Source organism: Burkholderia sp. BCC1988, from assembly GCF_905339895.1.
Classification (GTDB): Bacteria; Pseudomonadota; Gammaproteobacteria; order Burkholderiales; family Burkholderiaceae; genus Burkholderia.
The window spans coordinates 154,012-180,864 of the sequence record NZ_CAJPHA010000012.1; the positions used below are offsets into that span (position 1 = coordinate 154,012).

Annotated in this window: 29 protein-coding genes; 24 read left to right on the forward strand and 5 right to left on the reverse strand. The window is 67.1% G+C overall.

Annotated elements, in window-relative coordinates; translation table 11 throughout:
- The first annotated feature begins 11 nt into the window (after positions 1–11).
- Entirely contained in the window at positions 12–1,010 is a 999-nt protein-coding gene (locus U4012_RS18905; protein ID WP_044848223.1) for an NAD(P)H-dependent glycerol-3-phosphate dehydrogenase, read from the forward strand.
- Between the two features lie 106 nt (positions 1,011–1,116).
- Complete coding sequence (locus U4012_RS18910) at positions 1,117–1,641, forward strand: O-acetyl-ADP-ribose deacetylase (RefSeq protein WP_124486536.1); 525 nt, start codon at positions 1,117–1,119, stop codon at positions 1,639–1,641.
- 30 nt (positions 1,642–1,671) lie between these two features.
- On the opposite strand, the gene trmL is transcribed toward U4012_RS18910, so the two are convergent.
- Both trmL and U4012_RS18920 read right to left on the reverse strand, forming a co-directional pair.
- Positions 1,672–2,142: a tRNA (uridine(34)/cytosine(34)/5-carboxymethylaminomethyluridine(34)-2'-O)-methyltransferase TrmL gene (gene trmL, locus U4012_RS18915; protein ID WP_044848221.1), complete on the reverse strand. Its 471-nt coding sequence runs from the start codon at positions 2,140–2,142 to the stop codon at positions 1,672–1,674.
- A 107-nt stretch (positions 2,143–2,249) separates the two neighbouring features.
- Positions 2,250–3,062, reverse strand: a complete 813-nt coding sequence (locus U4012_RS18920) for a ComF family protein (protein WP_321800713.1) — start codon at positions 3,060–3,062, stop codon at positions 2,250–2,252.
- 83 nt (positions 3,063–3,145) lie between these two features.
- Here U4012_RS18920 and U4012_RS18925 point away from each other — a divergent pair, with 83 nt between their 5' ends.
- The 8 genes from U4012_RS18925 to U4012_RS18960 all read left to right on the forward strand — a co-directional run bounded on the left by U4012_RS18925 (position 3,146) and on the right by U4012_RS18960 (position 10,222).
- Entirely contained in the window at positions 3,146–4,111 is a 966-nt protein-coding gene (locus U4012_RS18925) for a methyltransferase domain-containing protein (RefSeq protein ID WP_044848220.1), read from the forward strand.
- A gap of 195 nt (positions 4,112–4,306) precedes the next feature.
- On the forward strand, positions 4,307–4,828 hold the full coding sequence (locus U4012_RS18930) for a DUF2244 domain-containing protein (protein WP_044848219.1): 522 nt from the start codon (positions 4,307–4,309) through the stop codon (positions 4,826–4,828).
- A gap of 56 nt (positions 4,829–4,884) precedes the next feature.
- The gene (gene coxB / locus U4012_RS18935; RefSeq protein WP_124486532.1) at positions 4,885–6,480 is read left to right on the forward strand and encodes a cytochrome c oxidase subunit II; all 1,596 of its coding nucleotides are present in this window, start codon (positions 4,885–4,887) and stop codon (positions 6,478–6,480) included.
- A 43-nt stretch (positions 6,481–6,523) separates the two neighbouring features.
- Positions 6,524–8,131: a cytochrome c oxidase subunit I gene (gene ctaD / locus U4012_RS18940; protein WP_044848217.1), complete on the forward strand. Its 1,608-nt coding sequence runs from the start codon at positions 6,524–6,526 to the stop codon at positions 8,129–8,131.
- A gap of 91 nt (positions 8,132–8,222) precedes the next feature.
- Positions 8,223–8,363: a cytochrome oxidase small assembly protein gene (locus U4012_RS18945; RefSeq protein WP_027789063.1), complete on the forward strand. Its 141-nt coding sequence runs from the start codon at positions 8,223–8,225 to the stop codon at positions 8,361–8,363.
- A 37-nt stretch (positions 8,364–8,400) separates the two neighbouring features.
- On the forward strand, positions 8,401–9,009 hold the full coding sequence (locus U4012_RS18950; protein WP_044848216.1) for a cytochrome c oxidase assembly protein: 609 nt from the start codon (positions 8,401–8,403) through the stop codon (positions 9,007–9,009).
- Between the two features lie 16 nt (positions 9,010–9,025).
- Positions 9,026–9,226: a DUF2970 domain-containing protein gene (locus tag U4012_RS18955; RefSeq protein ID WP_006760730.1), complete on the forward strand. Its 201-nt coding sequence runs from the start codon at positions 9,026–9,028 to the stop codon at positions 9,224–9,226.
- A 138-nt stretch (positions 9,227–9,364) separates the two neighbouring features.
- A complete protein-coding gene (locus U4012_RS18960) occupies positions 9,365–10,222 on the forward strand; it encodes a cytochrome c oxidase subunit 3 (protein WP_044848214.1) in 858 nt (285 codons plus the stop codon).
- A 186-nt stretch (positions 10,223–10,408) separates the two neighbouring features.
- On the opposite strand, the gene U4012_RS18965 is transcribed toward U4012_RS18960, so the two are convergent.
- On the reverse strand, positions 10,409–10,618 hold the full coding sequence (locus tag U4012_RS18965) for a twin transmembrane helix small protein (RefSeq protein WP_044848213.1): 210 nt from the start codon (positions 10,616–10,618) through the stop codon (positions 10,409–10,411).
- Positions 10,619–10,702: 84 nt separating this feature from the next.
- On the opposite strand from U4012_RS18965, the gene U4012_RS18970 reads away from it, so the two are divergent.
- Genes U4012_RS18970 through U4012_RS18990 form a run of 5 tightly spaced genes read left to right on the forward strand, consistent with a single transcriptional unit; the run spans position 10,703 to position 14,785 of the window.
- Positions 10,703–11,413 (forward strand): SURF1 family protein, encoded by a 711-nt coding sequence (locus U4012_RS18970; RefSeq protein WP_321800720.1) that lies wholly within the window; start codon positions 10,703–10,705, stop codon positions 11,411–11,413.
- A gap of 60 nt (positions 11,414–11,473) precedes the next feature.
- Entirely contained in the window at positions 11,474–12,100 is a 627-nt protein-coding gene (locus U4012_RS18975) for an SCO family protein (RefSeq protein ID WP_124486530.1), read from the forward strand.
- Between the two features lie 25 nt (positions 12,101–12,125).
- On the forward strand, positions 12,126–13,238 hold the full coding sequence (locus U4012_RS18980) for a COX15/CtaA family protein (protein WP_321800722.1): 1,113 nt from the start codon (positions 12,126–12,128) through the stop codon (positions 13,236–13,238).
- A gap of 8 nt (positions 13,239–13,246) precedes the next feature.
- The gene (gene cyoE, locus U4012_RS18985; protein WP_006477738.1) at positions 13,247–14,149 is read left to right on the forward strand and encodes a heme o synthase; all 903 of its coding nucleotides are present in this window, start codon (positions 13,247–13,249) and stop codon (positions 14,147–14,149) included.
- 18 nt (positions 14,150–14,167) lie between these two features.
- The gene (locus U4012_RS18990; protein ID WP_044848210.1) at positions 14,168–14,785 is read left to right on the forward strand and encodes an SCO family protein; all 618 of its coding nucleotides are present in this window, start codon (positions 14,168–14,170) and stop codon (positions 14,783–14,785) included.
- Positions 14,786–14,943: 158 nt separating this feature from the next.
- Here U4012_RS18990 and U4012_RS18995 read toward each other — a convergent pair whose 3' ends face one another.
- Positions 14,944–15,234 (reverse strand): YciI family protein, encoded by a 291-nt coding sequence (locus U4012_RS18995; RefSeq protein WP_044848209.1) that lies wholly within the window; start codon positions 15,232–15,234, stop codon positions 14,944–14,946.
- 245 nt (positions 15,235–15,479) lie between these two features.
- Here U4012_RS18995 and U4012_RS19000 point away from each other — a divergent pair, with 245 nt between their 5' ends.
- The 3 genes from U4012_RS19000 to U4012_RS19010 all read left to right on the forward strand — a co-directional run bounded on the left by U4012_RS19000 (position 15,480) and on the right by U4012_RS19010 (position 17,515).
- Positions 15,480–16,295 (forward strand): MetQ/NlpA family ABC transporter substrate-binding protein, encoded by an 816-nt coding sequence (locus tag U4012_RS19000; protein WP_044848208.1) that lies wholly within the window; start codon positions 15,480–15,482, stop codon positions 16,293–16,295.
- A 438-nt stretch (positions 16,296–16,733) separates the two neighbouring features.
- Positions 16,734–17,189, forward strand: coding sequence for an STM2901 family protein (locus U4012_RS19005; RefSeq protein ID WP_321800727.1), 456 nt, complete (start codon positions 16,734–16,736; stop codon positions 17,187–17,189).
- Positions 17,183–17,515 (forward strand): DUF1493 family protein, encoded by a 333-nt coding sequence (locus U4012_RS19010; RefSeq protein ID WP_321800729.1) that lies wholly within the window; start codon positions 17,183–17,185, stop codon positions 17,513–17,515. The genes U4012_RS19005 and U4012_RS19010 overlap by 7 nt, the downstream gene beginning before the upstream one ends.
- 100 nt (positions 17,516–17,615) lie before the next feature.
- Here U4012_RS19010 and U4012_RS19015 read toward each other — a convergent pair whose 3' ends face one another.
- Positions 17,616–17,924: a VF_A0006 family four-cysteine protein gene (locus tag U4012_RS19015; RefSeq protein ID WP_321800731.1), complete on the reverse strand. Its 309-nt coding sequence runs from the start codon at positions 17,922–17,924 to the stop codon at positions 17,616–17,618.
- Between the two features lie 318 nt (positions 17,925–18,242).
- Between U4012_RS19015 and imuA the strand changes: the two genes are divergently transcribed.
- The 6 genes from imuA to U4012_RS19045 all read left to right on the forward strand — a co-directional run bounded on the left by imuA (position 18,243) and on the right by U4012_RS19045 (position 26,852).
- Positions 18,243–18,950: a translesion DNA synthesis-associated protein ImuA gene (imuA, locus tag U4012_RS19020; RefSeq protein ID WP_124571326.1), complete on the forward strand. Its 708-nt coding sequence runs from the start codon at positions 18,243–18,245 to the stop codon at positions 18,948–18,950.
- Entirely contained in the window at positions 18,883–20,388 is a 1,506-nt protein-coding gene (locus U4012_RS19025; RefSeq protein WP_321800734.1) for a DNA polymerase Y family protein, read from the forward strand. The genes imuA and U4012_RS19025 overlap by 68 nt, the downstream gene beginning before the upstream one ends.
- 6 nt (positions 20,389–20,394) lie before the next feature.
- Positions 20,395–23,610, forward strand: a complete 3,216-nt coding sequence (locus tag U4012_RS19030) for an error-prone DNA polymerase (protein ID WP_321800736.1) — start codon at positions 20,395–20,397, stop codon at positions 23,608–23,610.
- A gap of 306 nt (positions 23,611–23,916) precedes the next feature.
- Positions 23,917–24,651: a GntR family transcriptional regulator gene (locus tag U4012_RS19035; RefSeq protein WP_321800738.1), complete on the forward strand. Its 735-nt coding sequence runs from the start codon at positions 23,917–23,919 to the stop codon at positions 24,649–24,651.
- 97 nt (positions 24,652–24,748) lie between these two features.
- Positions 24,749–25,852, forward strand: a complete 1,104-nt coding sequence (gene nagA, locus U4012_RS19040) for an N-acetylglucosamine-6-phosphate deacetylase (protein ID WP_044849197.1) — start codon at positions 24,749–24,751, stop codon at positions 25,850–25,852.
- A complete protein-coding gene (locus tag U4012_RS19045) occupies positions 25,845–26,852 on the forward strand; it encodes an SIS domain-containing protein (protein ID WP_321800779.1) in 1,008 nt (335 codons plus the stop codon). Before nagA ends, U4012_RS19045 begins: the two co-directional genes overlap by 8 nt.
- Position 26,853: the final 1 nt, after the last annotated feature.

Genomic DNA, 26,853 nt, shown 5'->3' on the forward strand with positions numbered 1-26,853 from the left:
CGGTGCTGGGTATGAAAGTAGCCGTTCTCGGCGCCGGTGCCTGGGGCACCGCGCTCGCGGGCCATCTGGCCGCGCGGCACGATACGCTTCTCTGGGCGCGCGACGCCGCGCTGATCGCCGGGCTGCAGGCCCGGCACGAAAATTCCCGCTATCTGGACGGCATCGCGCTGCCCGATGCGCTGCGCTACGACGCCGATCTCGGCGCGGCGCTCGCGCACGGCGCCGCGGACGACGCGCTGTGCGTAATCGCCGCGCCGGTGGCCGGGCTGCGCACGCTGTTCGGCGCGATGCGCGACGCGGGCTGCGTGCCCGCGCATGTCGTGTGGGTCTGCAAGGGCTTCGAGGCCGACACGCATCTGCTGCCGCACCAGGTGATCGCGGCCGAGCTGCCGGGGCAGCACAGCAACGGCGTGCTGTCGGGGCCGAGCTTCGCCCGCGAGGTCGGGCTCGCGCTGCCCGTCGCGCTGACGGTCGCGAGCACGTCCGCCGAATGCCGCGAGCGCACGCTCGCCGCGTTCCATCACGGCGCGATGCGGATCTATACGGGTGACGACGTGGTCGGCGTCGAGGTCGGCGGCGCGGTGAAGAACGTGCTGGCGATCGCGACCGGCATCGCCGACGGCCTCGGGCTCGGGCTGAACGCGCGCGCCGCGCTGGTCACGCGCGGTCTCGCCGAAATGTCGCGGCTCGGCGTCGCGCTCGGCGGCCGCGCGGAGACCTTCACGGGCCTCACGGGCCTCGGCGACCTGATCCTCACCGCGACGGGCGACCTGTCGCGCAATCGCACGGTCGGCCTGCAACTGGCGGCCGGCCGCTCGCTGAACGACATCCTCGGCGCGCTCGGCCATGTGGCCGAAGGCGTGCGCTGCGCACAGGCCGTGCTCGCGCTCGCGCGCGCACAGGCGATCGAAATGCCGATCACCGAAGCCGTGTGCGGTGTGCTGTTCGACGGCGTCGCACCGCGCGATGCGGTCAGCGGCCTGCTGCGGCGCGACGCGCGCGCCGAATAACGCCGACGAATCACACCGATTTTTTGCGACCGGGCGCGCTCGCGCAAAGCGGGCGGCGCCAAAGCGCACTACGCTTGAACCGTCTCCGGCGTTTCGGGAGGGTGTCATGCTGCAGATCGGTTCCACCACGCTCGACGCGCAACGCGTCGACATCACGACGCTCGACGTCGACGTGATCGTCAATGCTGCGAACGGTTCGCTGCTCGGCGGCGGCGGGGTCGACGGCGCGATCCATCGCGCGGCCGGCCCGGGCCTGCTCGCCGAGTGCCGCACGCTCGGCGGCTGCGAGACCGGCGACGCGAAGCTCACGCGCGGCCACGGGCTGCCGGCCCGGTACGTGATTCATGCGGTCGGCCCGGTGTGGCACGGCGGCGGGCGCGGCGAGCCCGAGTTGCTCGCGGCATGCTACCGGCGTGCGATCGAGCTGGCCGAGGAGGTTGCGGCAACCTCGATCGCATTCCCGGCCATCAGCTGCGGCGTGTACCGCTATCCGGCCGAGGAGGCCGTCGACATCGCGGTCGGCACGGTCGCCGAAATGCTGCCGCAGGCGCCGAACCTCGCACGCGTGGTGTTCGCGTGCTTTTCATCCGACATCTACGACCTATATCGCGCGAGGCTCGCGCGGATCTAGCGCGTGAGCGGATCCGGCCGCGCGGGCGCGTCAGGCGCCGCCTTCGAAGCCGGCCTGGCGCCACGCCTCGAACACGACCACCGCCACCGTGTTCGACAGGTTCAGGCTGCGGTTGCCCGGCCGCATCGGCAGGCGTACGCGCTGTTCGTTCGCGAAGCGTTCGAGCACCTCGGCCGGCAGGCCGCGTGTTTCCGAGCCGAACACGAACCAGTCGCCCGGCACGAATGCATGGTCATGGAAGCGGCCCGAGCCACGGGTCGTGAACGCGAACATCCGCGCGGGATCGGGTGCTTCGGTCGCGACGAACGCGTCCCAGTCGCGATGCACGCGCATTTCCGCGTACTCGTGATAGTCGAGGCCCGCGCGGCGCATCTTCGCGTCGTCGAGCGGAAAGCCGAGCGGCTCGATCAAATGCAGGCGCGCGCCGGTATTGGCACACAGGCGGATCACGTTGCCGGTGTTCGGCGGAATTTCGGGTGCGACGAGGACGACGTTGAACATGGTTGGGTCTGGCTGGGCCGGCCGGGGCGAAGCAGCGTGCACTCCGTCCCGGCCGGCCGGTTCGTGACGGCCGGCGCCGCGCGCGGGCGGCCGACCTCTCTATCTAATTAATCCCTGGCAGTGCGCAGCGCAACCAGATTCGTCACGCGTGCGGCGCCCGCCGCCTTCAATGCCTGCGCGGCCGCCGCGAGCGTCGCGCCGGACGTCATCACGTCGTCGACGAGTGCCACGTGGCGGCCGGTGAGGTCGCCCGTCACCGCGAACGCCGCGCGCACGTTGTCGCGCCGCGCGCGCCGGTCGAGCCGCGACTGCGGCGCGGTTTCGGCCACGCGTGCCAGCAGCGCCGCGTCGGCGCGCACGCCGAGCCGGCGCGCGAGCGGCCGCGCGATCGCCCACGCCTGGTTGTAGCCGCGCGCGACGAGCCGACCGTGCGACAACGGCACCGGTGCGATCACGTCGAAGCCGCCGGTGGCGCGCAGCGCGTCCGTGTCGTCGATCCGCTGTGCGAGCCGGGCCGCGAATTCCGCGCCGAGCGCGAGCCGCGCATGAAACTTCAGGCCGCGCGCGAGCCCGTCGAGCGGGGCGCGGTAATCGGCGAGCGCGAGCGTCGCATCGAACGGCGGCGGCGTCGCGCGGCATGCTTCGCACCGGTACGCGGACGCCGAGCCGGCGCCGCCGTGCCGGCCGCGGGCTGCGCGCGGCCGCGGCCGCCCGACGCCCAGCGGCACCGCGCAGACGTCGCAACGCAGCCGCGCTTCGTTCCAGTACGCGGCGTCGCAAGCGCTGCAAATCACCGGATGTGACAAATTGCCGCACAGCGCGCACCGATTCGGCAAGGCGAGTGCGACGACGCGCACGGCCAGCGCGCGAACCTGCGACAAAACGACGCGCATCGGGCGCGGGGCGGAACTGCGATCCATCGCGAACACTCCTGGCGGCCCCGTCTCGATGAAGGCTACGAGGCGAGCGAGTATACTTCGGGCTCTTCGCCAGTGTGCCCGACATGTCCCCAGCTTCGACTTCAACCGGCCGTCCGGCCAATGACGCCCGGCGTCTGCGGCGGATCTTCGATCGCCGCGCCGCCACGTTCGACGCGGTCGCGTTCCTGCCGCGCGAGATCGCGCAGCGGATGAACGAGCGCCTCGAATACATCAAGGTGAGCCCCGCGGCCGTGCTCGACGCAGGCTGCGGCCCGGGCGACGACCTGCCGGCGCTGCGCGCGCGCTTTCCGGAAGCCCCGGTGTTCGGCGTCGACCTGTCCGGCGCGATGCTCGCGCGGGCGGGCCAGCGCGAGGTCGAGCAGGCGAGCTGGCGCCGCTGGCTGCCCGCGTCGCTCGGCCGGGCGCTGGGCCAGCGCGGCCCGCGCGTCGCGCAGGCCGACTTCTCGGTGCTGCCGTTCGCGGCCGGCGCGTTCGACCTGATCTGGTCGAATCTCGCGCTGCACTGGCATTCGCGTCCCGATACGGTGTTCCCTGAATGGCAGCGCGTGCTGCGCGTGAACGGCCTGCTGATGTTCAGCACGCTCGGCCCCGACACGCTGCGCGAGCTGCGCGCGGCCTGCGCGGACGCCGAAGCGGCGCTCGGCATCGCACCGCCGGCCGCGCGCGTCGTCGATTTCGTCGACATGCACGACCTCGGCGACATGCTCGTCGAGAGCGGCTTCGAGATTCCGGTGATGGACCAGGAAGTGCTGACCGTCACGTACAAGACCCCCGATTCCCTGCTGGCCGACGTGCGCCGTTGGGGCGCCTATCCGTTCGACCGCGCGGTGCCGCAGCATGCGGCGCGGCGCTTTCGCGCGGCGCTCGGCGACGCGCTGGAAGCGCGCCGGCGCGCGGACGGCACGATTGCCCTGACGTTCGAGGTGATCTACGGCCACGCATGGAAGGCCGTGCCGCGCACGACCGCCGAGGGGCACGGCATCGTACGCATCGAAGATATCGGAAAGGGGCGTCCGAAGAATCGGTAAAGCGGTAAAGAGGGGTTTTGTTATGTCTGAAATTAGCGGCGCAAAGCGGGGTCGAATAGACGCCAAAAACGGCCGGGAAGCTTGTGGCGCTTGGCTCGCGGGCCGATAGCCGCTTGCTTGTGGATGCCATTGAACCCGCCTATAATGCGTCAGCTTGTCGTCCCGGGGTCCCCGCAATACGGGCCGACGAGTCCGATGCAGGCATGCATCGCATGCCATTCGCGTGAGGCGGCGATGGAAGCAGCAAGGGTGTCGGCGGAGACGAACGATGAACCGGTCCTCGAAGACTGGCTCATGAAACGCAACTGTTCGGTGTCGCCGCGCCAGTTCGTGCTGTTTTACGCGTCGCTCGCGGGCTTCTCGCTGGTGATCGCGGCAGTGCTGATGTGGCGGGGGGCCTGGCTCGTCATGCCCTTCACGGGAATCGAATTGCTGGCGGTCGGCGTCGCGTTTGCGATCCATGCCCGTCATGCGGTCGATTACGAGCGCATCAGGCTGTTTCCGCACCGGCTCGTGATCGAGCGGATGGATGCGGAGCGGCTCACGCAGATCGAATTCAATCCGCGCTGGGTGCGGGTCGAGCCGGGTGCGACGCCACGCGATCCGATTCGACTGGTATCGCGCGGGCAGACCGTCGTAATCGGGCAGCATCTCGCGCAGCACAAGCGTGCGCAGTTCGCCGACGAACTGCGCGTGTCGCTCAGGCGCTGCGGCTGACGAGGCGCGGGCACCGGCCGGAACAGGCCGGCGCCTTGCGACGGGGGAGGGTTTGAATGGAAATTTTGGGTAAGGATGCTATGAAAACAATCAAGCGAGCCCTCACGGGCGTGCTGGCATGCAGCGGATTGCTCTTTGCCGGCGCGGCTCTGGCGGTCGGTGATAGCCCGGGCGGCCCCCGCGTCAACGAGATCAACTTTCAGCCGCCTGTCACGAAGATCGCCGAGGAGCTCTACGATCTCCACACGATGATGCTGATCCTGTGTACGGTGATCTTCGTCGGCGTGTTCGGCGTGATGTTCTATTCGATCTTCGCGCACCGCAAATCCAAAGGCCACAAGGCCGCCAATTTCCATGAAAGCACGACCGTCGAAATCATCTGGACGATCGTGCCGTTCATCATCGTCGTGCTGATGGCGCTGCCGGCCACGAAGGCCGTCGTCGCGATGAAGGACACGACCAACGCCGATCTCACGATCAAGGTCACCGGCTACCAGTGGAAGTGGGGCTACGACTACGTGAAGGGTCCGGGCGAGGGCATCAGCTTCCTGTCGACGCTCAGCACCCCGCGTGACGAAGTGATGGGCAAGAAGCCGATCACCGAGACCTACCTGCAGGAAGTCGACAACCCGCTCGTCGTGCCGGTCAACAAGAAGATCCGCATCATCACGACCGCGAACGACGTCGTTCACTCGTGGTACGTGCCGGCGTTCGGCGTGAAGCAGGATGCGATCCCCGGCTTCGTGCGCGATACGTGGTTCAAGGCCGACAAGGTCGGCACGTTCCGCGGCTTCTGTACCGAACTGTGCGGCAAGGAACACGCGTTCATGCCGGTCGTGGTCGTGGTGCTGTCGGACGACGACTACGCGAAGTGGGTGAGCGCGCAGAAGGCCAAGCTGGCCAGCGCGTCGGTCGATCCGAACAAGGTTTACACGATGGCCGAACTCGTCGCGCACGGCGAGGAAGTCTACAAGGCGAACTGCGCGGCCTGCCACCAGGTGAACGGCAAGGGCCTCGGCGCCTTCCCGGCGATGGACGGCAGCCCGATCGTGAACGGCCCGATCGCCGGCCACGTCGAGCGCGTGCTGCACGGCAAGGGTGCGATGCCGTCGTGGGCGTCGCTGTCGGACCTCGACATCGCATCGGTCATCACGTACGAGCGCAACTCGTGGGGCAACCACAAGAACGACCTGCTGCAGCCGAAGCAAGTGACCGACGCGCGCAACGGCAAGATGCCGGAAGACGTGGCGGGCGCCGCGGCGCCGGCCGAAGCGGCCTCGGCACCGGCGCAAGCCGCGTCGGGTGCGGCCGAGCAACCGGCGGCAGCGTCGGCATCGGCGGCTGTGTCGACGATCTACTTCGAAACGGGCAAGAGCGTGCTGCCGGCCGACGCGAAGGCGGCGATCGCCGCAGCGGCCGACTATGCGAAGGCACATCCGGACGCGAAGCTCGCGCTGTCGGGTTTCACCGACAAGACGGGCTCGGCCGACGCGAACGCCGAACTGGCCAAGCATCGTGCACAGGCCGTGCGCGACGCGCTGAAGGCAGCAGGCGTGGCGGAAGACCACATTATTCTCAAAAAGCCGGAAACGATCACGGGCGGGGCTGACGCGAAGGAAGCCCGGCGGGTCGAGATCGGGCCGGCGGCTTGACGTGTCGCTGAGTTAGTCGACGTATTCGCATTAGGAGATTCTCATGTCTAGCATCGGGCACGACGTAGCCGCGGACCACGCGCACGACGACCACGCGCACGAAATGCCGCACGGCTGGCGGCGCTGGCTGTTCGCCACCAACCACAAGGACATCGGTACGCTGTACCTGCTGTTCTCGTTCATCATGTTCCTGTCGGGCGGCGTGATGGCACTCGGCATCCGTGCCGAGCTGTTCGAGCCGGGCCTGCAGATCATGCGTCCGGAGTTCTTCAACGAACTCACGACGATGCACGGCCTGATCATGGTGTTCGGCGCGATCATGCCGGCGTTCGTCGGCTTCGCGAACTGGATGATTCCGCTGCAGATCGGCGCGTCCGACATGGCGTTCGCGCGGATGAACAACTTCAGCTTCTGGCTGCTGCCGGTCGCGGCCGTGCTGCTGGTCGGTTCGTTCTTCGCGCCGGGCGGCGCGACGGCTGCCGGCTGGACGCTGTACGCACCGCTGTCGACGCAGATGGGCCCGGGCATGGACTTCGCGATCTTCGCGGTCCACATCATGGGCGCGTCGTCGATCATGGGCGGGATCAACATCGTCGTGACGATCCTGAACATGCGCGCACCGGGCATGACGCTGATGAAGATGCCGATGTTCGCATGGACCTGGCTGATCACCGCGTACCTGCTGATCGCCGTGATGCCGGTTCTGGCAGGCGCGATCACGATGGTGCTGTTCGACCGCCACTTCGGCACGTCCTTCTTCAACGCGGCAGGCGGCGGCGACCCGGTGATGTACCAGCACATCTTCTGGTTCTTCGGCCACCCCGAGGTGTACATCATGATTCTGCCGGCGTTCGGGATCGTGTCGCAGGTGATCCCGGCGTTCGCACGCAAGACGCTGTTCGGCTATAGCTCGATGGTGTATGCGACGGCGTCGATCGCGATCCTGTCGTTCATGGTCTGGGCGCACCACATGTTCGCCACGGGCATGCCGGTCACCGGTCAGCTGTTCTTCATGTACGCGACGATGCTGATCGCGGTGCCGACGGGCGTGAAGGTGTTCAACTGGCTCGCGACGATGTGGCGCGGCTCGATGACGTTCGAAACCCCGATGCTGTTCGCGATCGGCTTCCTGTTCGTGTTCACGTTCGGCGGCCTGACGGGCCTGATGCTGGCGATGGCGCCGCTCGACATCCAGTACCACGGCACCTACTTCGTGGTGGCGCACTTCCACTACGTGCTGGTGGCAGGCTCCCTGTTCGCGCTGTTCTCGGGCTGGTACTACTGGGCGCCGAAGTGGACGGGCTGGATGTACAACGAGACGCGCGGCAAGATCCACTTCTGGTCGTCGATGATCTTCTTCAACCTGACGTTCTTCCCGATGCACTTCGTCGGTCTCGCGGGCATGCCGCGTCGTTATGCGGACTACCCGGCGCAGTTCACGGACTTCAACCAGGTGGCGACGATCGGCGCATTCGGCTTCGGCCTCGCGCAGGTGTACTTCCTGTTCGCGGTCGCGCTGCCGGCCTACCGTGGCGGCGGCGACCTGGAAAAGGCGTCGGACAAGCCGTGGGATGGCGCGACGGGCCTCGAGTGGACGGTGCCGAGCCCGGCTCCCTTCCACACGTTCGAGCAACCGCCGCACGTCGAATAAGTTTCACCCGGCGTTCCGCCGCTGCCTGCCGCGCAGGCAGGCGCGGCGGGCGCCGGATCGATGTATCAGCGACGTTTCAGCGAAGTTTCAGATGAACCGGAATCCACAACAAAGACGAACGCCCGAGCAGATTCGCGCGGGCAACAAGCGGCTCGGCCTCATCCTGCTCGTCATCGCCGCCGTTTTTTTTGTGGGTGTCGTGATCAAGCAGTGGTGGCTGTCCACTCACTGATATGCAGTAACTGACGCAGTAGCGAGGAAGTCGTCGTATGTCGAAGCCGGAAGAGGGCGCCGTCGATCGCGCATTCAATCGTTCGATGCTGGTGAAGCTCTTCGTCGTGGCCGGACTGATGTTCGGCTTCGGCTTCGCGCTGATTCCGATGTATCGCGCGATCTGCCAGATCACCGGCATCAACAACCTGGTGCAGCGCGATGTCAGCGAACGCGAGGTGAAGAACTCGCAGGTCGACATGAGCCGCACGGTGTCGGTCGAGTTCGATGCGAATGCGCGCGGCCCGCTCGGTTTCAAGCCGGAGCGCAACAGCCTCGACGTGCATCCGGGCGAGCTGACGACGATCGTATACGACGTGACCAACGGGCAGGGCCGGCCGGTGGTGGCGCAGGCGATTCCGAGCTACGCGCCGAAGCAGGCGACGGAGTTCTTCAAGAAGATCGAGTGTTTTTGCTTCACGCAGCAGACGCTGGCTGCGAACGAGTCGCGCAAGATGCAGGTGGTGTTCGTGATCGATCCGAAGCTGCCGAAGGACGTGAAGACGATCACGCTGTCGTACACGTTCTTCGAGCTGAACACGCCGGCCGCGCCGGCGCCGGCACCGCGCAAGACGGCGGCGCAGGGCGACGCGAAGCCGGACGCATGACGACGGAGACGGGGCAGTGACAGAGACCAAGCGGAGCGGGTCGTTCGGCCAGGCGTTGCGAGCGGTGTTGTGGTCGTTCTTCGGGGTGCGCAAGCGGCGCGACCTGGAGGCCGACGCGACGCAGCTCAATCCGCTGCACGTGCTGATCGTCGCGTTGATCGCGGCCGGTGTGTTCATCGGCGTGCTGATCCTGATCGTGCGTGCGGTCGTGGGCTGAGGCTCGCGGCCACGAAAGAATGCAGTGCGTAGCGCCCGGGCGCTGCGTGCGGGAAAGAGCGGCGGCGGTCGCGCCGTGCAAGAAATAAAGCCGGAGCGGTTTCCGGTACACAAATTGGACTGAAGTGGAGAATCAAGCATGAGCGGTCAAAACCAGACCCCGTACTATTTCGTGCCGCATCCGTCGCAGCATCCGATCAGCGCGGCCTGCGGCCTGCTGGTCATGCTCGCGTCGGTGGCGCTGTGGATCAACGGTCACGACTGGGCTCCGTACACGGCGCTGCTTGGCCTGCTGTGGTTGCTCTTCACGCTGTACCACTGGTTCGGCGATTCGATCGCCGAATCGGAAGGCGGTCATTACGGCAAGAACGTCGACAAGTCGTACCGCTGGAGCATGAGCTGGTTCATCTTCTCCGAAGTCATGTTCTTCGGCGCATTCTTCGGCGCGCTGTTCTACGCGCGTGAAATCGCGCTGCACCAGCTCGGCAGCCTCGACTACAAGCTGATCTGGCCGGATTTCTCCGCCGTGTGGCCGAACGAAGGCCCGGCCGCGCTCGCCGGTCACTTCAAGACGATGGGCCCGTGGCCGATCCCGACGCTGAACACGGCGCTGCTGCTGTCGTCGGGCGCGACGCTGACGGTGTCGCACCACGCGCTGCGCGACAATCATCGCAACAAGGCGATCGCATGGCTGGCCGCGACGCTCGTGCTCGGCGTCTGCTTCCTGTTCACGCAGGGCTTCGAGTACTACCACGCGTACAACGAACTGAACCTGACGCTGAATTCGGGCGTGTACGGTTCGACGTTCTTCCTGCTGACGGGCTTCCACGGCTTCCACGTGTTCCTCGGCGGCACGATGCTCGCGGTGGTGCTGGTGCGGATGATCCGCGGCCACTTCAAGCCGGATCACCACTTCGCATTCGAAGGCGCCGCGTGGTACTGGCACTTCGTCGACGTCGTCTGGCTCGGCCTGTACGTCGTCGTCTACTGGCTGTAAATGCAACAACGGCCCGCGCAGCGATGCGCGGGCCGTTTTCATTGGCGGGGACGGGGCAGCGGCCGGCTGCTTGCGCTCAACGCCAATCCGGCGCCGCCGCGACTCAGTCAGGCGGCGCTTTTGCTTGGTAGCGCCGCTGTGCGGCGAAATGTCACAGCGATTACAGAGGCCGGCGCGGTGAAGGCATCAACGCCCGATCGGCAGGCCGGTCGAATGGATCCAGCCCATCCAGTTCGCGAACAGGATGAACAGGAACAGCGAGATCGACAGCCCGACACGGGTGGCAAGCGACCACACCATGCGTTTCGTATGGCCGCGGTCTTGCATCATGAAGTAGAGCGCCGAGCCCATGCTGGCGACGATGAGGACGAAGGCGATGGGAACGAGGATGTGCATGACACGAACCGGACGACGGCAATTCGAAAGGAAGAGGATAATTATCGCACTTCGCTTTCGCGAATGCGCCTCGCGGGTGGCCCGATGAAGATCCGCTGGCTGCCTGCGCTGCTGATTCTCGTCGTCGTCGCGGTCACGATTCGCCTCGGGTTCTGGCAGCGCGACCGCGCGCACCAGAAGGAAGCGCTGCAGGCGAACGTCGTGCGTTACGAGCACGCGGCGCCGGTCGACGTCGGCGCGCAGCCGATTCCGCTCGCGTCGATCGAGTTCCACCGCGTGCGGGCGAAGGGCCGCTTTCTGCCGGAGCAGGCGGTGTTCCTCGACAATCGGCCGTATAACGACCAGCCGGGTTTTTACGTCGTGATGCCGTTTAAACTCACGGGCGGCGGCGTCGTGCTGGTGAACCGCGGCTGGCTGCCGCGCAACATCGTCGATCGCACGGCGATCGAGCCGTTCCCGACGCCCGGCGGCGAGATCGAGATCGAAGGCATCGCGCGCGCCGACGCGTCGCGCGCGTTCGAGCTCGGCGAAGGCGGCTCGGCCGCGCACCAGAAGATCCGGCAGAACCTGGACGTCGCCGCGTATGCGAAGGAAACGGGGCTGCCGCTGCAGCCGTTCGTGATCCAGCAGACGAGCGACGACGGCGACGAGCTCGTGCGCGACTGGCCGGCGGCGACGACCGGCGTCGAGCGCAATTACGGTTACATGTTTCAGTGGTGGGCCATGGCGGCGGTCGCGCTCGGCTTCGGCCTGTACGCCGCGCGGCGTGCGGCGAAGAAGTCGGCCGGCGCGTGAGCGCCATGGCAGGACGCGGCGCACGCGCCGCGGGTTCGTTTCGAGAGGTCTGATTTGTCCATGCAATCTTCCCGCCAGGGTCCGGCCGCTGCGCCGATCTCGCCCGCGGCCCGCAAGCGCGGCCGCTGGATGCTCGTGCTGCTGGGTCTCGTGTGCGCGGCGCCGATCATCGCGTCGTACTTCACCTATTACGTGATCAAGCCGAAGGGCGGCTCGACCAACTACGGCACGCTGATCGAGCCGCAGCGGCCGATCCCGGCCGACCTGCAGGTCACCGACGAAACCGGCAAGACGGTGCCGCTGTCGTCGCTGCGCGGCGTGTGGCTGTTCGTGATGACCGACCGCAGCGCGTGCGACGATGCATGCGCGCAAAAGCTCTACTTCATGCGCCAGATCCGCGTCACGCAGGCGGGCGAGCGGCACCGGATCACGATGGTGTGGCTGCGCAGCGATGCGGGCGCGATTCCGCAGAAGGTTCTGGAAGCCTATCCGGACACGCGCCGGCTGGTCGCCGATCCGGCCGCGGTGGCTGCATGGCTGCCGGCCGACGCCGGCACGAAGGACAGCGACCACCTCTACATGGTCGATCCGAACGGCAACCTGATGATGCGTTTCCCGAAGGACCCGAATCCCAGCAAGATCAAGTCGGACGTGACCAAGCTGCTGAAGTGGTCGAGCATCGGCTAAGGCGAGACGACGAGGCAACCATTCGATGTCGTATCTACTGCAACTCGGCCTGATCGGCCTCTGCATCGCGCTGCTGCCGCTGTCGTACGTGTGGGTGAAGGCCGATGACGACAAGTTCCGCAAGCTGGTGTGGATCACCACGTTCCTGACCCTCGACCTGGTGATGTTCGGCGGCTTCACGCGGCTGACCGATTCGGGTCTCGGCTGCCCCGATTGGCCCGGCTGCTACGGCACGTCGTCGCCGTTCATCGCGCACGCCGCGATCACGGCCGCGCACCAGGCGATGCCGACCGGCCCCGTCAGCATGACGAAGGCGTGGATCGAGATGATCCACCGCTATTTCGCGATGGCGATCGGCGTGCTGATCATCGCGCAGGTCGTGATCGCCTGGTCCGCGCGGCTGCGCCGCCGCCCGCTGCACGTGTCGCCGTGGTGGCCGACGAGCCTCTTGCTGCTGATCGTCGTGCAGGGCGTGTTCGGCGCGTGGACGGTCACGATGAAGCTGCAGCCGGTGATCGTCACGACCCACCTGCTGCTCGGCCTCATGCTGCTCGGCACGCTCGGCTGGCTCGCGGCGCGGCAGACGCCGCTGCCGTCGCATGACCCGGAGGCCGGCCGCTACCGCGCGGCCGCGCTCGCGGCGCTGGTGCTGCTGGTCGTGCAGATCGCGCTCGGTGGCTGGGTGAGCACCAACTACGCGGTGCTCGCGTGTACCGACTTCCCGACCTGCAACGGTCAGTGGATGCCGCCGATGAACTTCGGCCAGGGCTTCCATCTGTGGCGCGCGCTCGGCATGACGAAGGACGGCGACGCGATCACGCAGGATGCGCTGGTCGCGATCCACTGGACCCACCGCACGTTCGCGTTCGTCGTCGTCGCGTACCTGGTCGCGTTCGCGCTGAAGATGCGCCGCTTCGAGTCGCTGCGCCGGCCCGCGAACGGCGTGCTGCTGGTGGTTCTGCTGCAGTTCCTGACGGGCCTGACCAACATCGTGCTGCAGTGGCCGCTGCCGGTCGCCGTCGCGCACAACGGCGGCGCCGCGATCCTGCTGCTGCTCGTCGTCATGTTAAACTTTCGCATCCTTTCAAGCCGCCCCGGCCGTGTCGTGCAGCCCGCGCGCGACGCCGCCCCGGCGTGACCGTCCCCATGCAAAGCACCCTTTCCCAATCGCCCGGTAGCCGGTTCTCGCAGTACATGGCGCTGACGAAGCCGCGTGTCACGCAGCTCGCGGTGTTCTGCGCGGTGATCGGCATGTTTCTCGCGACGCCGGGCATGGTGCCGTGGCATGTGCTGATCGGCGGCACGGTCGGCATCTGGCTGCTGGCCGGCGCCGCGTTCGCGATCAACTGCCTCGTCGAGCAGAAGATCGACGCGATGATGCGCCGTACCGCGTGGCGTCCGTCCGCGCGCGGCGAGATCACGACTCCGCAGATCCTGCTGTTCTCGGCCGTGCTGGGCAGCGTCGGCGCATGGACGCTCTATACCTTCACGAACCCGCTGACGATGTGGCTGACGATCGCGACGTTCGTCGGCTACGCGGTGATCTACACGCTGCTGCTCAAGCCGATGACGCCGCAGAACATCGTGATCGGCGGCGCATCGGGCGCGATGCCGCCGGCGCTCGGCTGGGCCGCGGTCACCGGCGCGGTGCCCGGCGACGCGTGGATCCTCGTGCTGATCATCTTCGTGTGGACGCCGCCGCATTTCTGGGTGCTGGCGCTCTATCGCCGCAAGGACTACGAAAACGCGGGCCTGCCGATGCTGCCCGTCACGCACGGCGAGAAGTTCACGCGGCTGCACATCCTGCTGTACACGGTGATCCTGTTCGCGGTCACGCTGATGCCGTTCATCTCCGGGATGAGCGGGGCCGTCTACCTGACGAGCGCGGTGCTGCTCGGCGCGGTGTTCCTCGCGTATGCGTGGAAGATCCATCGCGACTATTCGGACGAACTCGCCCGCAAGGCTTTCCGTTACTCGATCGTCTACCTGTCGCTGCTGTTCGCCGCGCTGCTCGTCGATCACTATGCGCGCCCGCTGCTCGGCGTGTAACCGCACGGTTTGAACGCAATGCTCCATTCATGGTTCGGGCGCCGCGCGCGCCAAGGCTGGATGCTCGCGTGCGCATTCGCGGCAGCCACGCTGCTCGCCGGCTGCGACAACGCGCCGAAATTCCAGAATCTCGACATCACCGGCAACACGCAGTTCGGCAGCGATTTCTCGCTGCCGGATACGGCGGGCAAGGTGCGCACGCTCGGCGACTTCAAGGGCCGGGCGGTCGTGGTGTTCTTCGGCTATACGCACTGCCCGGACGTATGCCCGACGACAATGGCCGAACTGTCCGAAGCGCTGAAGCAGCTCGGCCCCGATGCCGCGAAGCGTGTGCAGGTGCTGTTCGTCACCATCGATCCGGAGCGTGACACGCCCGCGCTGCTCGGCCAGTACGTGCCTGCGTTCGATCCGTCGTTCATCGGGCTGCGGCCGGCCGACGAGGCGGCGCTCAAGAAGGTTACAAAGGATTTCCGCGTGTACTACGCGAAGGTGCCCGGCAAGACGCCCGGCAGCTACACGATGGATCACACCGCCGCGAGCTACGTGTTCGATCGCGACGGCAAGCTGCGCCTGTTCGTGCGCGATGGCCAGGGCCCCGGCCCGTGGGTCCACGACCTGAAGCTGCTGGTCGACTGAACGGCGTACGCCGCAGGTTCGCCCAGGCGCTCGCCCGGCGCTACGCGTGACGGCCGCGACGCGCCGTCACGCATTCCTCCTTCTTCCCCTCGATCTGCATGCGCCGCCTCGCGGGGCGGCTGCGTATGAACATTCGTGCGCTGACGCGCTTGCGCGCGTTACGGCAGCGCCGGCACGTTGAAGCCTTGCGCGGCACGCGTGATCCGGAATTCCGTCACGCGATACGTCGCGAGCCCTTCGGTCACGAACGGATCGGTCTCGAGGATCGCGTCCAGTTCGTCGCGGTCGATGCGGGCCGCGAGGATCACGCCGCCTTCGCGCGGTACCTTCGGCCCCGCCGCGATGAAGATGCCGCGCTCGAACAGCGGCTGAAGATACGCGCGGTGGCGTTCGAGTGCATCGTCGATGCGCTCGAGCGATGCGTTGTAGTGGATGTCGATGACGTACATGGATGGCCCTGGAATTGTCGCCGGCGCGTGGTGTGCCGGTCGGCCGGTCTTTTTAGCACAGCGGCCGTTCCCTGTCGTGCCGGCCGTCGTCGCGCATCGTCCACCAGCACCGCCGCGGTGCATACCCATATGAGCGGGATGTATTTCACTTCCGGCCGATCCTGTGACACCATTTGCCCCTTCCTGCGAGTCCGGGGATACCCGTATCGCGCCCCATTTTCAGTTAGCAAGAAAGCGAGAAACAGATGAAGCGTCGCAGTCTCCTGAAGGTATTTTCCGTGCTGGCCACCGGTGCCGCGCTGACGCTGTCGGCGGGCGCGCACGCCGAGGACAAGGTCATCAAGGTCGGCACGGTGGCCGGCCCGGATGCGGAAGTGTGGCAGGTCGTGCAGAAGGTCGCGAAGGAGAAGGAAGGCCTGAACGTGAAGGTCATCGAGTTCAACGACTACGTGCAGCCGAACGCGGCGCTCGACTCGGGCGACCTCGACGCGAACAGCTTCCAGCACCAGCCCTACCTCGACAGCCAGGTGAAGCAGCGCGGCTACAAGATCGTCAGCGCGGGCCTGACCTACATCTCGCCGATCGGCGTGTACTCGAAGAAGTTCAAGGCGCTGAAGGACCTGCCGCAAGGCGCGAAGCTCGCGGTGCCGAACGATCCGTCGAACGAGAACCGCGCGCTGCTGCTGTTGCAGACGCAAGGCGTGATCAAGCTGAAGACGGGCGCCGGCACGGGCGGCAACAACGCGACGGTGCTCGACATCGCCGAGAACCCGAAGAAGCTGAAGATCTCCGAGCTCGACGCCGCGCAACTGCCGCGCGTGCTGTCGGACGTCGACGCCGCCGTGATCAACACGAACTACGCGCTCGCCGCGAACCTGCAGCCGACCAAGGACGCGATCGCGCTCGAATCGCTGACGAGCCCGTATGCGAACCTGATCGCCGTGCGCGCGAAGGACAAGGATCAGCCGTGGGTGAAGAAGCTGGTCAAGGCGTACCAGTCGGCGGAAGTGCGGGAGTTCATCAAGAAGCAGTTCAAGGGCTCGATGGTTGCGTCGTTCTGAACGCGATCGATTGACCGAACGAAGGCCTGCATGTGTGCAGGCCTTTTTTGTTTGTGCGGTGAGGGATGTTCTATTGACGCTGCGCAGGCGCCGCCTCGCTGGCTTTAACGTGCCTGAGATTCGCCAGCGCAGGGGAGATCACACAACGCAATTGCATGCGTACTCGCCGGTAAACGCCGTCTGGTAACGGTCTGTTACGTTGCCATCGAGCCGGTGCGTCGCTGCTCGAGTGCGGAACCGGTATGCCTTTTCTCGAGCCGGTATCCCGCTGTGCCCCGTCATTGCTCACGTCGAGCCGCATGACAAAAGTTTCGCGGGATATTCCACCGTCGTTGCATAGAGAGCGGCCGGAAGATCGGCAGGAATTTGTCCGCGCGGTAGCCGTATGTCTTCGTTAGACTGAAAAACAGTTCTGGAAATTACACGCGAGGATATTGAATGGGGGCGGCCGAAAAGTTGGGCGGCGTTTACTATTATTATGGAATGGATAATCTAACTGCCGGGGAATTGTTCTTCTGGATAATGGTCGACGAATCCATGAATCAGTTGGGTGTCGACGATGCGGTGTCGGTTGGCATGATTCTGCTTGGTAAAAACAATCTATCGACCCGTGTGAAACCCGGCGGAGCAATAAAAGGGACTTCGCGTGCAAGCCGGTTTTCGAGAAGGGTTTTTCAGAAGGCGCAGTTTCCGTTTGGTCTTAAGTTGCCCACCCTGGTGGGCGGGCCGGTGAAGGATCTGAAAGTCAGGATGGTGAGGAACATCGGCACTTTTGTGGGGAGAACGATACCCGTCGCAGGCTGGGTAATTCTCGCGAGTGACATTTGTATTATCGCTCATAAGGCGGCTAATCATTACAATAGGGTCGCGAGGGAGGGTGACAGGTTATGGTAGGCATTGAGGATGAAGTAGTTGACTTCGTGAAGAAGAGGGTTGGCTTCTCCATGTTGTCGAGGAATGTGGACATAACCGAAAATACCGATCTGGATGTTGACCTGGGCTTTGATGCTGCTGAAGTCGGAGAAATGATGAAGGAGTATTCGGAGGAGTTTGGTGTCGATATGAGTGGATTCGACATTAAAAAATATTATCCCGAAGAGGACTCTTCATTTCTTGACTTGATCAATCTGTTCAAGAAAAGAGTCGTTCATCATGTTCCGGACCTGAACGTCCGAATGTTGATTGCATCGGCCAAGGCTGGGCACTGGCTCTACAGCTGACTGCTCACCGCTTTGCATTTGTCTGTGTCCGGGCGGCGGCATCGTGCCGACTCCTTTAGAGGCGCGGCAGGTCCAGCGTCGGCTGACACGCGCTACCCCCTCACATCTCGCCGCGCCGCGAGCAGATTGCCATGATCTGCTGGATCGCGTAGTTGTCGCGCACGCCCGGCAGCGACTGCACGACGCACTCGTGGAAGCGCCGCTCGCGCGGCAGCAGCATCGCGTTGTTGCGGTACAGCGCGTCGCACGAGCGCTGGATCAGCTGTGCGGCCACGCCGTTGCGGCTCTCGCGCAGCGCGCCCAGCATGCAGTCGTCGTATTGCGCGTAGCCGTCGGTCAGCGCGAATGCCGCACCCGGCAGCGTTAGCGCGACGGCCGCGCATGCGATCGCACGGATCCCCCGTTTCATAGGCCCTCCGATGGTGTGGATCGGGTCGGCGGACAGCATAACGTAAAGCGGAAAGGGCGGCTGACGCGTTGCGGCGGGATCGGCGCGCCGGCGTCGCTTCGGAGCCGAGTTGCGGCGGGCGGTCGTTCCGCCCCGTCGGGTCGCGCGGTGGAAGCGGGCGACACGCGCCCGCCACGCCCGGGGCGGCGCGCCGTCACATGACGGGAGCGCCGGCTTTTCCTACGTTTTTCCTCTGACAAAACCCCCGTTTCGTACTAGTACTGTGCGACATGAACGCATTGCCATATACTGTATATTCATACAGTTGTGGGTGGCGTCATGCTCGCATCCTCCATTTCTCCCGAATCCCTCCATCCGTCCCTCTGGCGCGGCTCGCAGCTCGCGCGCGGCGATTCGCGCACGATCGACACGGGTTTCGCGCCGCTGTCCGCCGAGCTGCCGGGCGGCGGCTGGCCGGTCGGCGGGCTCGTCGAACTGCTGGCCGCGCAGCCGGGCTGCGGCGAGATGCGGCTGCTCGCGCCGGCGCTCGCGCGCACCGTCAGCGCGCGGCGGCCGCTCGCGCTCGTCGCGCCGCCGCAGTCGCCGCATGCGACCGCGCTGGCCGCGCTCGGCGTGCCGGCCGACGCGCTGCTGTGGCTACGCGCCGGCAGCCGCACCGATGCGTTGTGGGCTGCCGAGCAGGCGCTCAGGACCGGCTGCTGCGGTGCGCTGCTGCTCTGGCAGGACGCGCGGCCCGATGCGCTGCGCCGCCTGCATCTCGCGGCCGCGCGCACCGGCGACACGCTGTTCGTGATGCTGCGCCCGCTGTCGGCGGCCAAACAGCCGTCGCCGGCCGTGCTGCGCGTCGCGCTGCATCCGGTGCCGGGCGGCGTGTCGCTCGACATCGTCAAGCGTCGCGGGCCCGCGCGCGGCGAGCCGCTCGCGCTCGATTTGCCGTCGCCCATCGTGGAGAGCCGCTATGCGCGTCTTGCTCGGCATCCATCTGCCGCGCCTGCCGCTCGACGTGTGCGCCCCGCCGCCGTCTGACGGCGCGGCGGACGGCGCAGGCGACGCAGACGACGCAGGCTGCGCGGTGCTCGAGCAGGGTGTCGTGCTGATTGCCGATGCGCCTGCGCGCCGGCAGGGCGTGCGCGCGGGCATGAAGCGCGGCGGCGTGCTGACGCTTTCGCCCGACACGCGGCTCGTCGAACGCGATCCCGCCCGCGAGGCCGATGCGCTGCGCGCGGTCGCGCTCGCGTTGCTGCGCTTCTCGCCGTGCGTCGCGCTCGACGACGAAGCGACGCTGATCGTCGACGTCGGCCCGAGTCTGCGCCTGTTCGGCGGCCTGCCGTCGCTGTGCCGCCAGGTGCGCGCGACGCTCGCGGCGCTCGGCTATGCGGCGCGCCTGTCCGCCGCGCCGACCGGGCGCGGCGCGTGGCTGCTCGCGCGCATGTCGGCGCGTGCGCGTATCCGGCGCCGCGTGGCCGGGCCGGCTTCGCTCGTTCGTACGCTCGATCGTTTGCCGTGCGTGCTGCTGCCCGACGCGCGCCCGTATGCGGGCTGGTTCGACGGCCTCGGCTGCCGCACGCTCGCCGATTTGCGCCGCCTGCCGCGCGCGGGGCTGCAGCGGCGCTGCGGTCCCGCGCTGCTGGCCGCGCTCGATCGTGCGTACGGCGATGCGGTCGAGCCGCTCGCGTGGATGGCGGTGCCGCCCGTGTTCGACGTACGGCTCGAATTGCCGGAGCGCGTCGAATACGCGGAAGCCGTGCTGTTCGCCGCGCGGCGGCTCGTCGTGCAGCTCTGCGGGTGGCTGGCCGCGCGGCAGCTGTCGCTGGCCGCGATGACGCTCGATCTCGAGCACGAGCGCGGCCGCCAGGCCGTGCCGCCGACGCCGCTCGAACTCGCGTTCGCCGCGCCCGTGCGCGACGAGACGCACTTCATGCGGCTGCTCGGCGAGCAGCTCGCGCGCGTCGAATTGCCGGCCGCGGTGATCGCGGTGCGGCTGAAGGCCACGCGCGTCGAATCGGTCGCACCGCCGGCCGACGATCTCTTCCCCGAGCCGGGCGGCACGCGCGAGACGCGCGCGCGGCTGTTCGAACTGCTGGTCGCGCGGCTCGGCGCGGATAACGTGCTGCGCGCGGCGCCGGTGGCCGACTATCGGCCCGAGGCCGCGAACCGCTGGCTGCCGCTCGATGCACCGGCGGGCAAGCCGGCTGACGGACTGCCGGCTGCGCCGCCGCGTCCCGCGTGGCTGCTGGCCGAGCCGCTGTCGTTGCTGATGCGCGGGGAACGGCCGGTATTTCATACGCCGCTGAGAATGATGTCGTCGCCCGAACGGATCGAGGCAGGGTGGTTCGACGGTCAGCACGTGGCGCGCGATTATTGCGTCGCGCAGGACGAAGAGGGCGCATGCTATTGGGTGTTCAGGGAGCGGGCGGGGAGCGAGGCCGAACCGCACTGGTTCCTGCACGGCCTGTTCGGGTGAGCGGCGATGGTTGCGGAATTCGGTTTGCTGCCCGATTACGCGGAGTTGTTCTGCCGCTCGAACTTCTCGTTTCTGCATGGCGCGTCGCATGCGGAGGAACTGGTCGAGCGCGCGGTGGAACTCGGCTATCGAGGGATCGCGATCACCGACGAATGCTCGCTCGCCGGCGCGCCGCGCATGCATGTCGCGGCAAAAGCGCAAGGGCTGCCGCTCGTCATCGGTTCGTATTTCGACGTCACGCCGGATGAAGTCGCCCCGGGTCACGATCCGGGCCCCGGTGCGTTCGGACTCGTGTTGCTGGCGCAGAACCGCGAGGGCTACGGCAACCTGTCCGAGCTGATTTCATGGCGGCGGATGGAGGCGCCGAAGGGAACCTACCGGCTGACGTCGAGAATGTTGTCGAGGCCGCCCGAGGCTTTCGCTCATCTGCGCGGCATGCCCGACTGTTTCGCGATTCTCGTGCCCGCGTATCCGGTGCGTGCGGAGGTACTCGATGCGCAGGTCGCATGGTTTCGCGCGACCTTCGGCGAGCGTGCGCGGCTCGGGCTCGTGCAGTTGCAGCGCGCGCTGGACGGCCCGCAGCGCGACGAGATTCGGGACGCAGGCGAGCGGCGCGGCGTACCTGTCGTCGCGCTCGGCGACGTGACGATGCATCGGCGTTCATGCAAGCCGCTGCAGGACGTGATGACGGCGATTCGCGTCGGGATGCCGGTGTCGGAATGCGGCTATGCGCTCGCGCCGAATGCGGAGCAGCATCTGCGTGCGCGCGGGCGGATTGCGAAGCTGTTTGCGCCGGACGAGATCGCGGAGACCTGCGCGATTCTCGATGCGTGCGATTTCGAACTCGACTCGCTGCGCTACGAGTATCCGGACGAGATCGTGCCTGAAGGTCATACGCCGACGAGCTATCTGGAACAGGAAACCCTGGCGGGCGCGCGCCGTCGCTATGCCGGGGAGCCGCCGGCTCATGTCATGGAGCGGATCGGCTACGAGTTGACGCTGATCGCGAAGCTGAGCTACGAACCGTTCTTCCTGACGGTGTACGACATCGTCAAGTTCGCACGTAGCCAGAACATCCTGTGCCAGGGACGCGGCTCTGCGGCGAACTCGGTCGTCTGCTATTGCCTCGGCATCACCGAAGTCGATCCCGACCAGAGCACGATGCTGTTCGAGCGCTTCATCAGCGAGAAACGTGGCGAGCCGCCCGATATCGACGTCGACTTCGAGCATCAGCGCCGGGAAGAAGTCATTCAGCACATATACGAAAAATACGGCAAGCATCGCGCCGCGCTCGCGGCGGCCGTTTCGACGTATCGCCCGCGCGGCGTGCTGCGGGAAATCGGCAAGGCGCTCGGCGTCGATCCGATGCTGGTCGATCGCGTCGCGAAGGGGCATCGCTGGTTCGACGGCAGCCGCGACCTGCTGCAGCAATTCGCGTCGACCGGGCTCGATCCGGCCACGCCGATCATTCGCGCATGGGCCGAACTCGCGGGGCGCTTGCTCAACTTTCCGCGCCACCTGTCGCAGCATTCGGGCGGCTTCGTGATCAGCCGCGGCAAGCTCACGCGGCTCGTACCGGTAGAAAACGCGGCGATGGACGGGCGGCGCGTCATTCAGTGGGACAAGGATGATCTCGAATCGCTCAAGCTGATGAAGGTCGACGTGCTCGCGCTCGGCATGCTGTCGGCGCTGCATCGCGCGTTCGACATGCGCACCGCATGGCGCGGGCCAGAGCAGGACGGCGAGCCATTCACGCTGAAGCATATTCCGCAGGATGACGAAGCAACCTACGACATGATCTGCCGCGCCGATACGGTCGGCGTGTTCCAGATCGAATCGCGTGCGCAGATGTCGATGCTGCCGCGGCTGAAGCCGCGCAACTACTACGACCTCGTCGTCCAGGTGTCGATCGTGCGGCCCGGGCCGATCCAGGGCGGCGCCGTGCATCCGTATCTGAAGCGGCGCAGGATCGTGGCCGGCGAAGAGGAGGGGGAAGTCACGTATCCGAGCGAGGCGCTCAAGGAAGTGCTCGTTCGCACGCTCGGCGTGCCGATCTTCCAGGAGCAGGTGATGCAGATCGCGATGGTCGCGGCCGGATTCACGCCAGGCGAGGCCGACCAGTTGCGTCGCGCGATGGCGGCGTGGAAGCGCAGGGGCGATCTCGGCCCGTATCACGACAAGATCGTCGACGGCATGCTCGAACGCGGCTACACGCGCGAATTCGCCGAGCAGATCTTCGAGCAGATCAAGGGCTTCGGCGAATACGGCTTCCCCGAGAGCCACGCGGCCAGCTTCGCGAAACTCGCGTACGCGAGCAGCTGGCTCAAATGCCACGAACCCGCGATCTTCGTCGCGTCGCTGCTGAACAGCCAGCCGATGGGGTTCTACGCGCCCGCGCAGCTCGTGCAGGACGCGAAGCGTCACGGCGTGAAGGTGTTTCCGGCCGACGTCACGCGCAGCGGCTGGGAAGCGTCGCTCGAAGCGCTGCCCGGCCAGCCGCCGCCGCACGGCCAGCCCGCGGTGCGGCTCGGCCTGTCGCTGCTGCGCGGTCTCGGCGAGGCCGCCGCGCGGCGCATCGAGGCCGCGCGCGTGGCCGGCCCGTTCGAGAACGTCGACGCGCTCGCGCGCCGTGCGCAGCTCGAACGGCGCGATCTCGAAGCGCTCGCCGCCGCGAACGCGCTCGCGACGCTCGCCGGCCATCGCCGCGATGCATTATGGCAAGCCGTCGCCGCGGCCCCCGAACGCGACCTGCTCGCCGCCGCGCCGATCGACGAAACGGAGCAGCCCGTGCTCGGCGCGCCGTCGGAAGCCGACGACATCCTCGCCGACTATCACACCACCGGCCTCACGCTGAACCGCCACCCGGTCGCGCTGCTGCGGCCCGCGTTGCGCGCGCAGCGGCTGTCGTCCGCGGCCGAGTTGCGCGACCGTCCCGACGGCCGGCTCGCGCGCGCGTGCGGGCTCGTGATCGCGCGGCAGATGCCGGGCACCGCGAAGGGCGTGATGTTCATGACGCTCGAGGACGAGACGGGCTGCGTGAACGTGATCGTGCGGCCCGAACTGCTCGCGCGGCAGCGCCGCGAAACGCTCGATTCGCGGCTGCTCGCGGCGTCGGGCGTGTGGCAGGTCGTCAGCGACGTGCGGCACCTCGTCGCGCAGCATTTCGAGGACCTGACGCCGCTGCTCGGCGACCTGCGCACGTCGAGCCGCGAGTTCCACTGACGCGGCGCGCCGGCACGCCGCCGGATGCATACCAGTCGGCCGAACTGGTTCTATTCAGGTATCGTTTTCAGCGCCTCAAACCCGTCAAATCCGGCACCGGAATCGTCCCCTTGCATACCAATCCGGGTAAATCCCTATCCTGCATCATGTTGTAAACAAAGGCTTTCCCGCTACTAAACCGCTTGCCTGGCAAGGCTTCCGGCGATTTTCGCCTCTCTAATACCAGTTCGTTGACTGGTATTATTGTGGTTATATAATGCGTTCACTTTCGACGGTCCGAGATCGTCGTCCGACACCCGGAGGCACATGGAAACCGGCTGGTCCGAACTGGCGCCCGATCCCCTCGACGACACGCCGCTGTATCTGCAGCTCGCCCGCAACCTGGCGCGCGCGATTCACGCCGGCGCGTGGCGCGCCGGCGAGGCGCTGCCGTCGGAGCGGCTGCTGTCGGGGTCGGTCGGCGTGTCGCGGATCACGGCCCGCCGTGCGCTCGCGCTGCTGGTGGAGCAGGGGCTGATCAAGCGGGCGCGCGGGGCGGGCAGCTTCATCACGCCGCGCGTCGCCGATCCGCTGTCGCGTCTCGTCGGCTTCACCGCGAAGATGCAGCAGCGCGGTTTCGTGCCCGATTCGGTGTGGCTGTCGCGCACGCTGCGCGCCGCGCGCCGCGACGAGATCACGCGTCTCGGCCTCGCGCCGGGCGCGACGGTCGCGCGGCTGGAGCGGTTGCGCCGCGCGGACGGCATCGTGATGGCCGTCGAGCATTCGACGCTGCCGGCCGCGGTGGTGCCGGATCCGCAGGCACTCGGCGCGTCGCTGTACGAATACCTCGACGCCCGCGGGATGACCGTCGTGCGCGCGCTGCAGCACTTTCGCGCGTCGAACGCGACGCACGACATCGCGAAGTGGATGGCGGTGAAGCCGGGCTCGGCCCTGCTCGTGATCACGCGCATCGGCTACGGCGTCGACCAGCGCGCGATCGAAGTGACCGAAACGTATTGCCGCGACGACTATTACGACTTCGTCGCCGAACTGAAACGCTGACGCGCGAGACTGCCCGCGCGCCACGTGCAACGAAGCACAACGCATTTGCAAATCGCGACGCGGATGTCCGCGTCACCAGATCATCAAGAGAAACGTCATGCTGACTGGAAACATCCTCACCCCCGACGGCTGGATTCACGGCTCGCTCGACAGCGAGAACGGCCGCATCACCACGCTCGACGGCACGCCCGCCGATCCCGCGAAGAACGACGCGCCGTACATCCTGCCCGGCTTCATCGACCTGCACGTGCACGGCGGCGGCGGCGCCGACGTGATGGAAGGCGGCGACGCGATCGAGACGATCGCGCGCACGCACGCGCAGTTCGGCACGACGAGCCTGCTCGCGACGACGATGACCGCGCCGCGCGACGAACTGATGCAGGTCGTCGCGAACCTCGGCACCGTCGCCCGCACCCGCACGCAGGGTGGCGCGCGCGTACTCGGCGTGCACCTCGAAGGGCCGTACATCAACCCCGGCAAGCTCGGCGCGCAGCCGGACGCGGCCGTGTCGGCCGTGCTCGACGAAGTGCTGAAGTACCTGTCGATCGCGCCGATCCGCGTCGTCACGCTCGCGCCGGAAATCGCCGGCCACATCGAGATCATCGGCGAGATGGCCGCGCGCGGCGTGCGCGTGCAGCTCGGCCACTCGCTCGCGACCTACGACGACGCCGTCGCCGCGCTCAAGCACGGCGCGTGTGGTTTCACGCACCTGTTCAACGCGATGTCGCCGCTGCATCACCGCAACCCGGGCCTCGTCGGCGCCGCGCTCGCGCATGCCGAGTACGCGGAAATCATCCCCGACCTGCTGCACGTGCATCCGGGCGCGATTCGTGCCGCGCTGCGCGCGATTCCGCGCCTGTACGTCGTGACCGACAGCACGTCCGCCACCGGCATGCCCGACGGCGAATACCGGCTCGGCAGCCAGCACGTAACCAAGTGCCTCGGCGGCGTGCGGCTCGCCGACGGCACGCTCGCCGGCTCCACGCTGACGATGGACCAGGCGCTGCGCAACCTCGTGTCGCTCGGCCTGCCGATCGCCGACGTGTCGAACCGGATGTCGCGCTATGCGGCCGACTACCTCGGCGTCACCGATCGCGGTCGCCTCGAGCGCGGCGCATGGGCCGACCTCGTCGTGTTCGATCGCGACCTGAACCTCACCGCGACCTACGTCGAAGGAGAATCGATTGTCGAATATGCTTAAGGAAGCGCGCGAGTCCGCCCAGGTCGTCGCCGCGCAACTCGCCGACACCACGCGCGTCGAAACGCTCGCCGCGCAACTGCTCGATCACCCGCCGGCCGTCGCGCTGACGGTCGCGCGCGGCAGCTCGGATCACGCCGCCAGCTATTTCGCGAGCCTGACGATGAGCCGCCTCGGCGTGCCCGTCGCGTCGCTGCCGATGTCGGTCGCGACGCTGCAGCAGGCGCCGCTGAAGGTGCAGGACCAGCTCGCGCTCGCATTCTCCCAGTCGGGCAAGAGCCCCGATCTCGTCAACACGATGGCCGCGCTGCGCGAAGCCGGCGCGCGCACCGTCGCCGCTGTCAACGTGCTGCCGTCGCCGCTCGCCGACGCGTGCGAGCACCAGCTGCCGCTTCTCGCCGGCCCCGAGCTGTCGGTCGCCGCGACCAAGAGCTACATCGCGATGCTGTCGCTGTCCGCGCAGATCGTCGCGTACTGGCAGCGCGACGCCGCGCTGATGACGGCCTTGCGCGGCCTGCCCGACGTGCTCGCGCAGGCCGGCCGGCTCGACTGGTCGCCGGCCGTCGCCGCGCTCGCGGGCATCGAGCGGATGATCGTGATCGGCCGCGGCCTGGGCCTTGCGATCGCGCAGGAAGCCGCGCTGAAGCTGAAGGAAACCTCCGGCATCCAGGCCGAGGCATTCTCGAGCGCCGAAGTCCGGCACGGCCCGATGGAGCTGATCGACCGCGACTATCCGCTGCTCGTGTTCGCGCCGCCGGGGCCCGAGCAGGCCGGGCTGCTGCAGCTCGCGCAGGACATGCGCGCACGCGGCGCGGCCGTGCTGCTCGCGGCGCCCGCCGGCACGCCCGGCGCGACCTTGCCGCTCGCGCAGTCCGCCCATTCGGCGCTCGACCCGATCGCCGCCATTCTTTCGTTCTACGTGATGGCGGCGGAGCTCGCCGTCGCGCGCGGCCGCAATCCCGACACGCCGCGCCACCTGAACAAAGTCACCGAAACGCACTGAT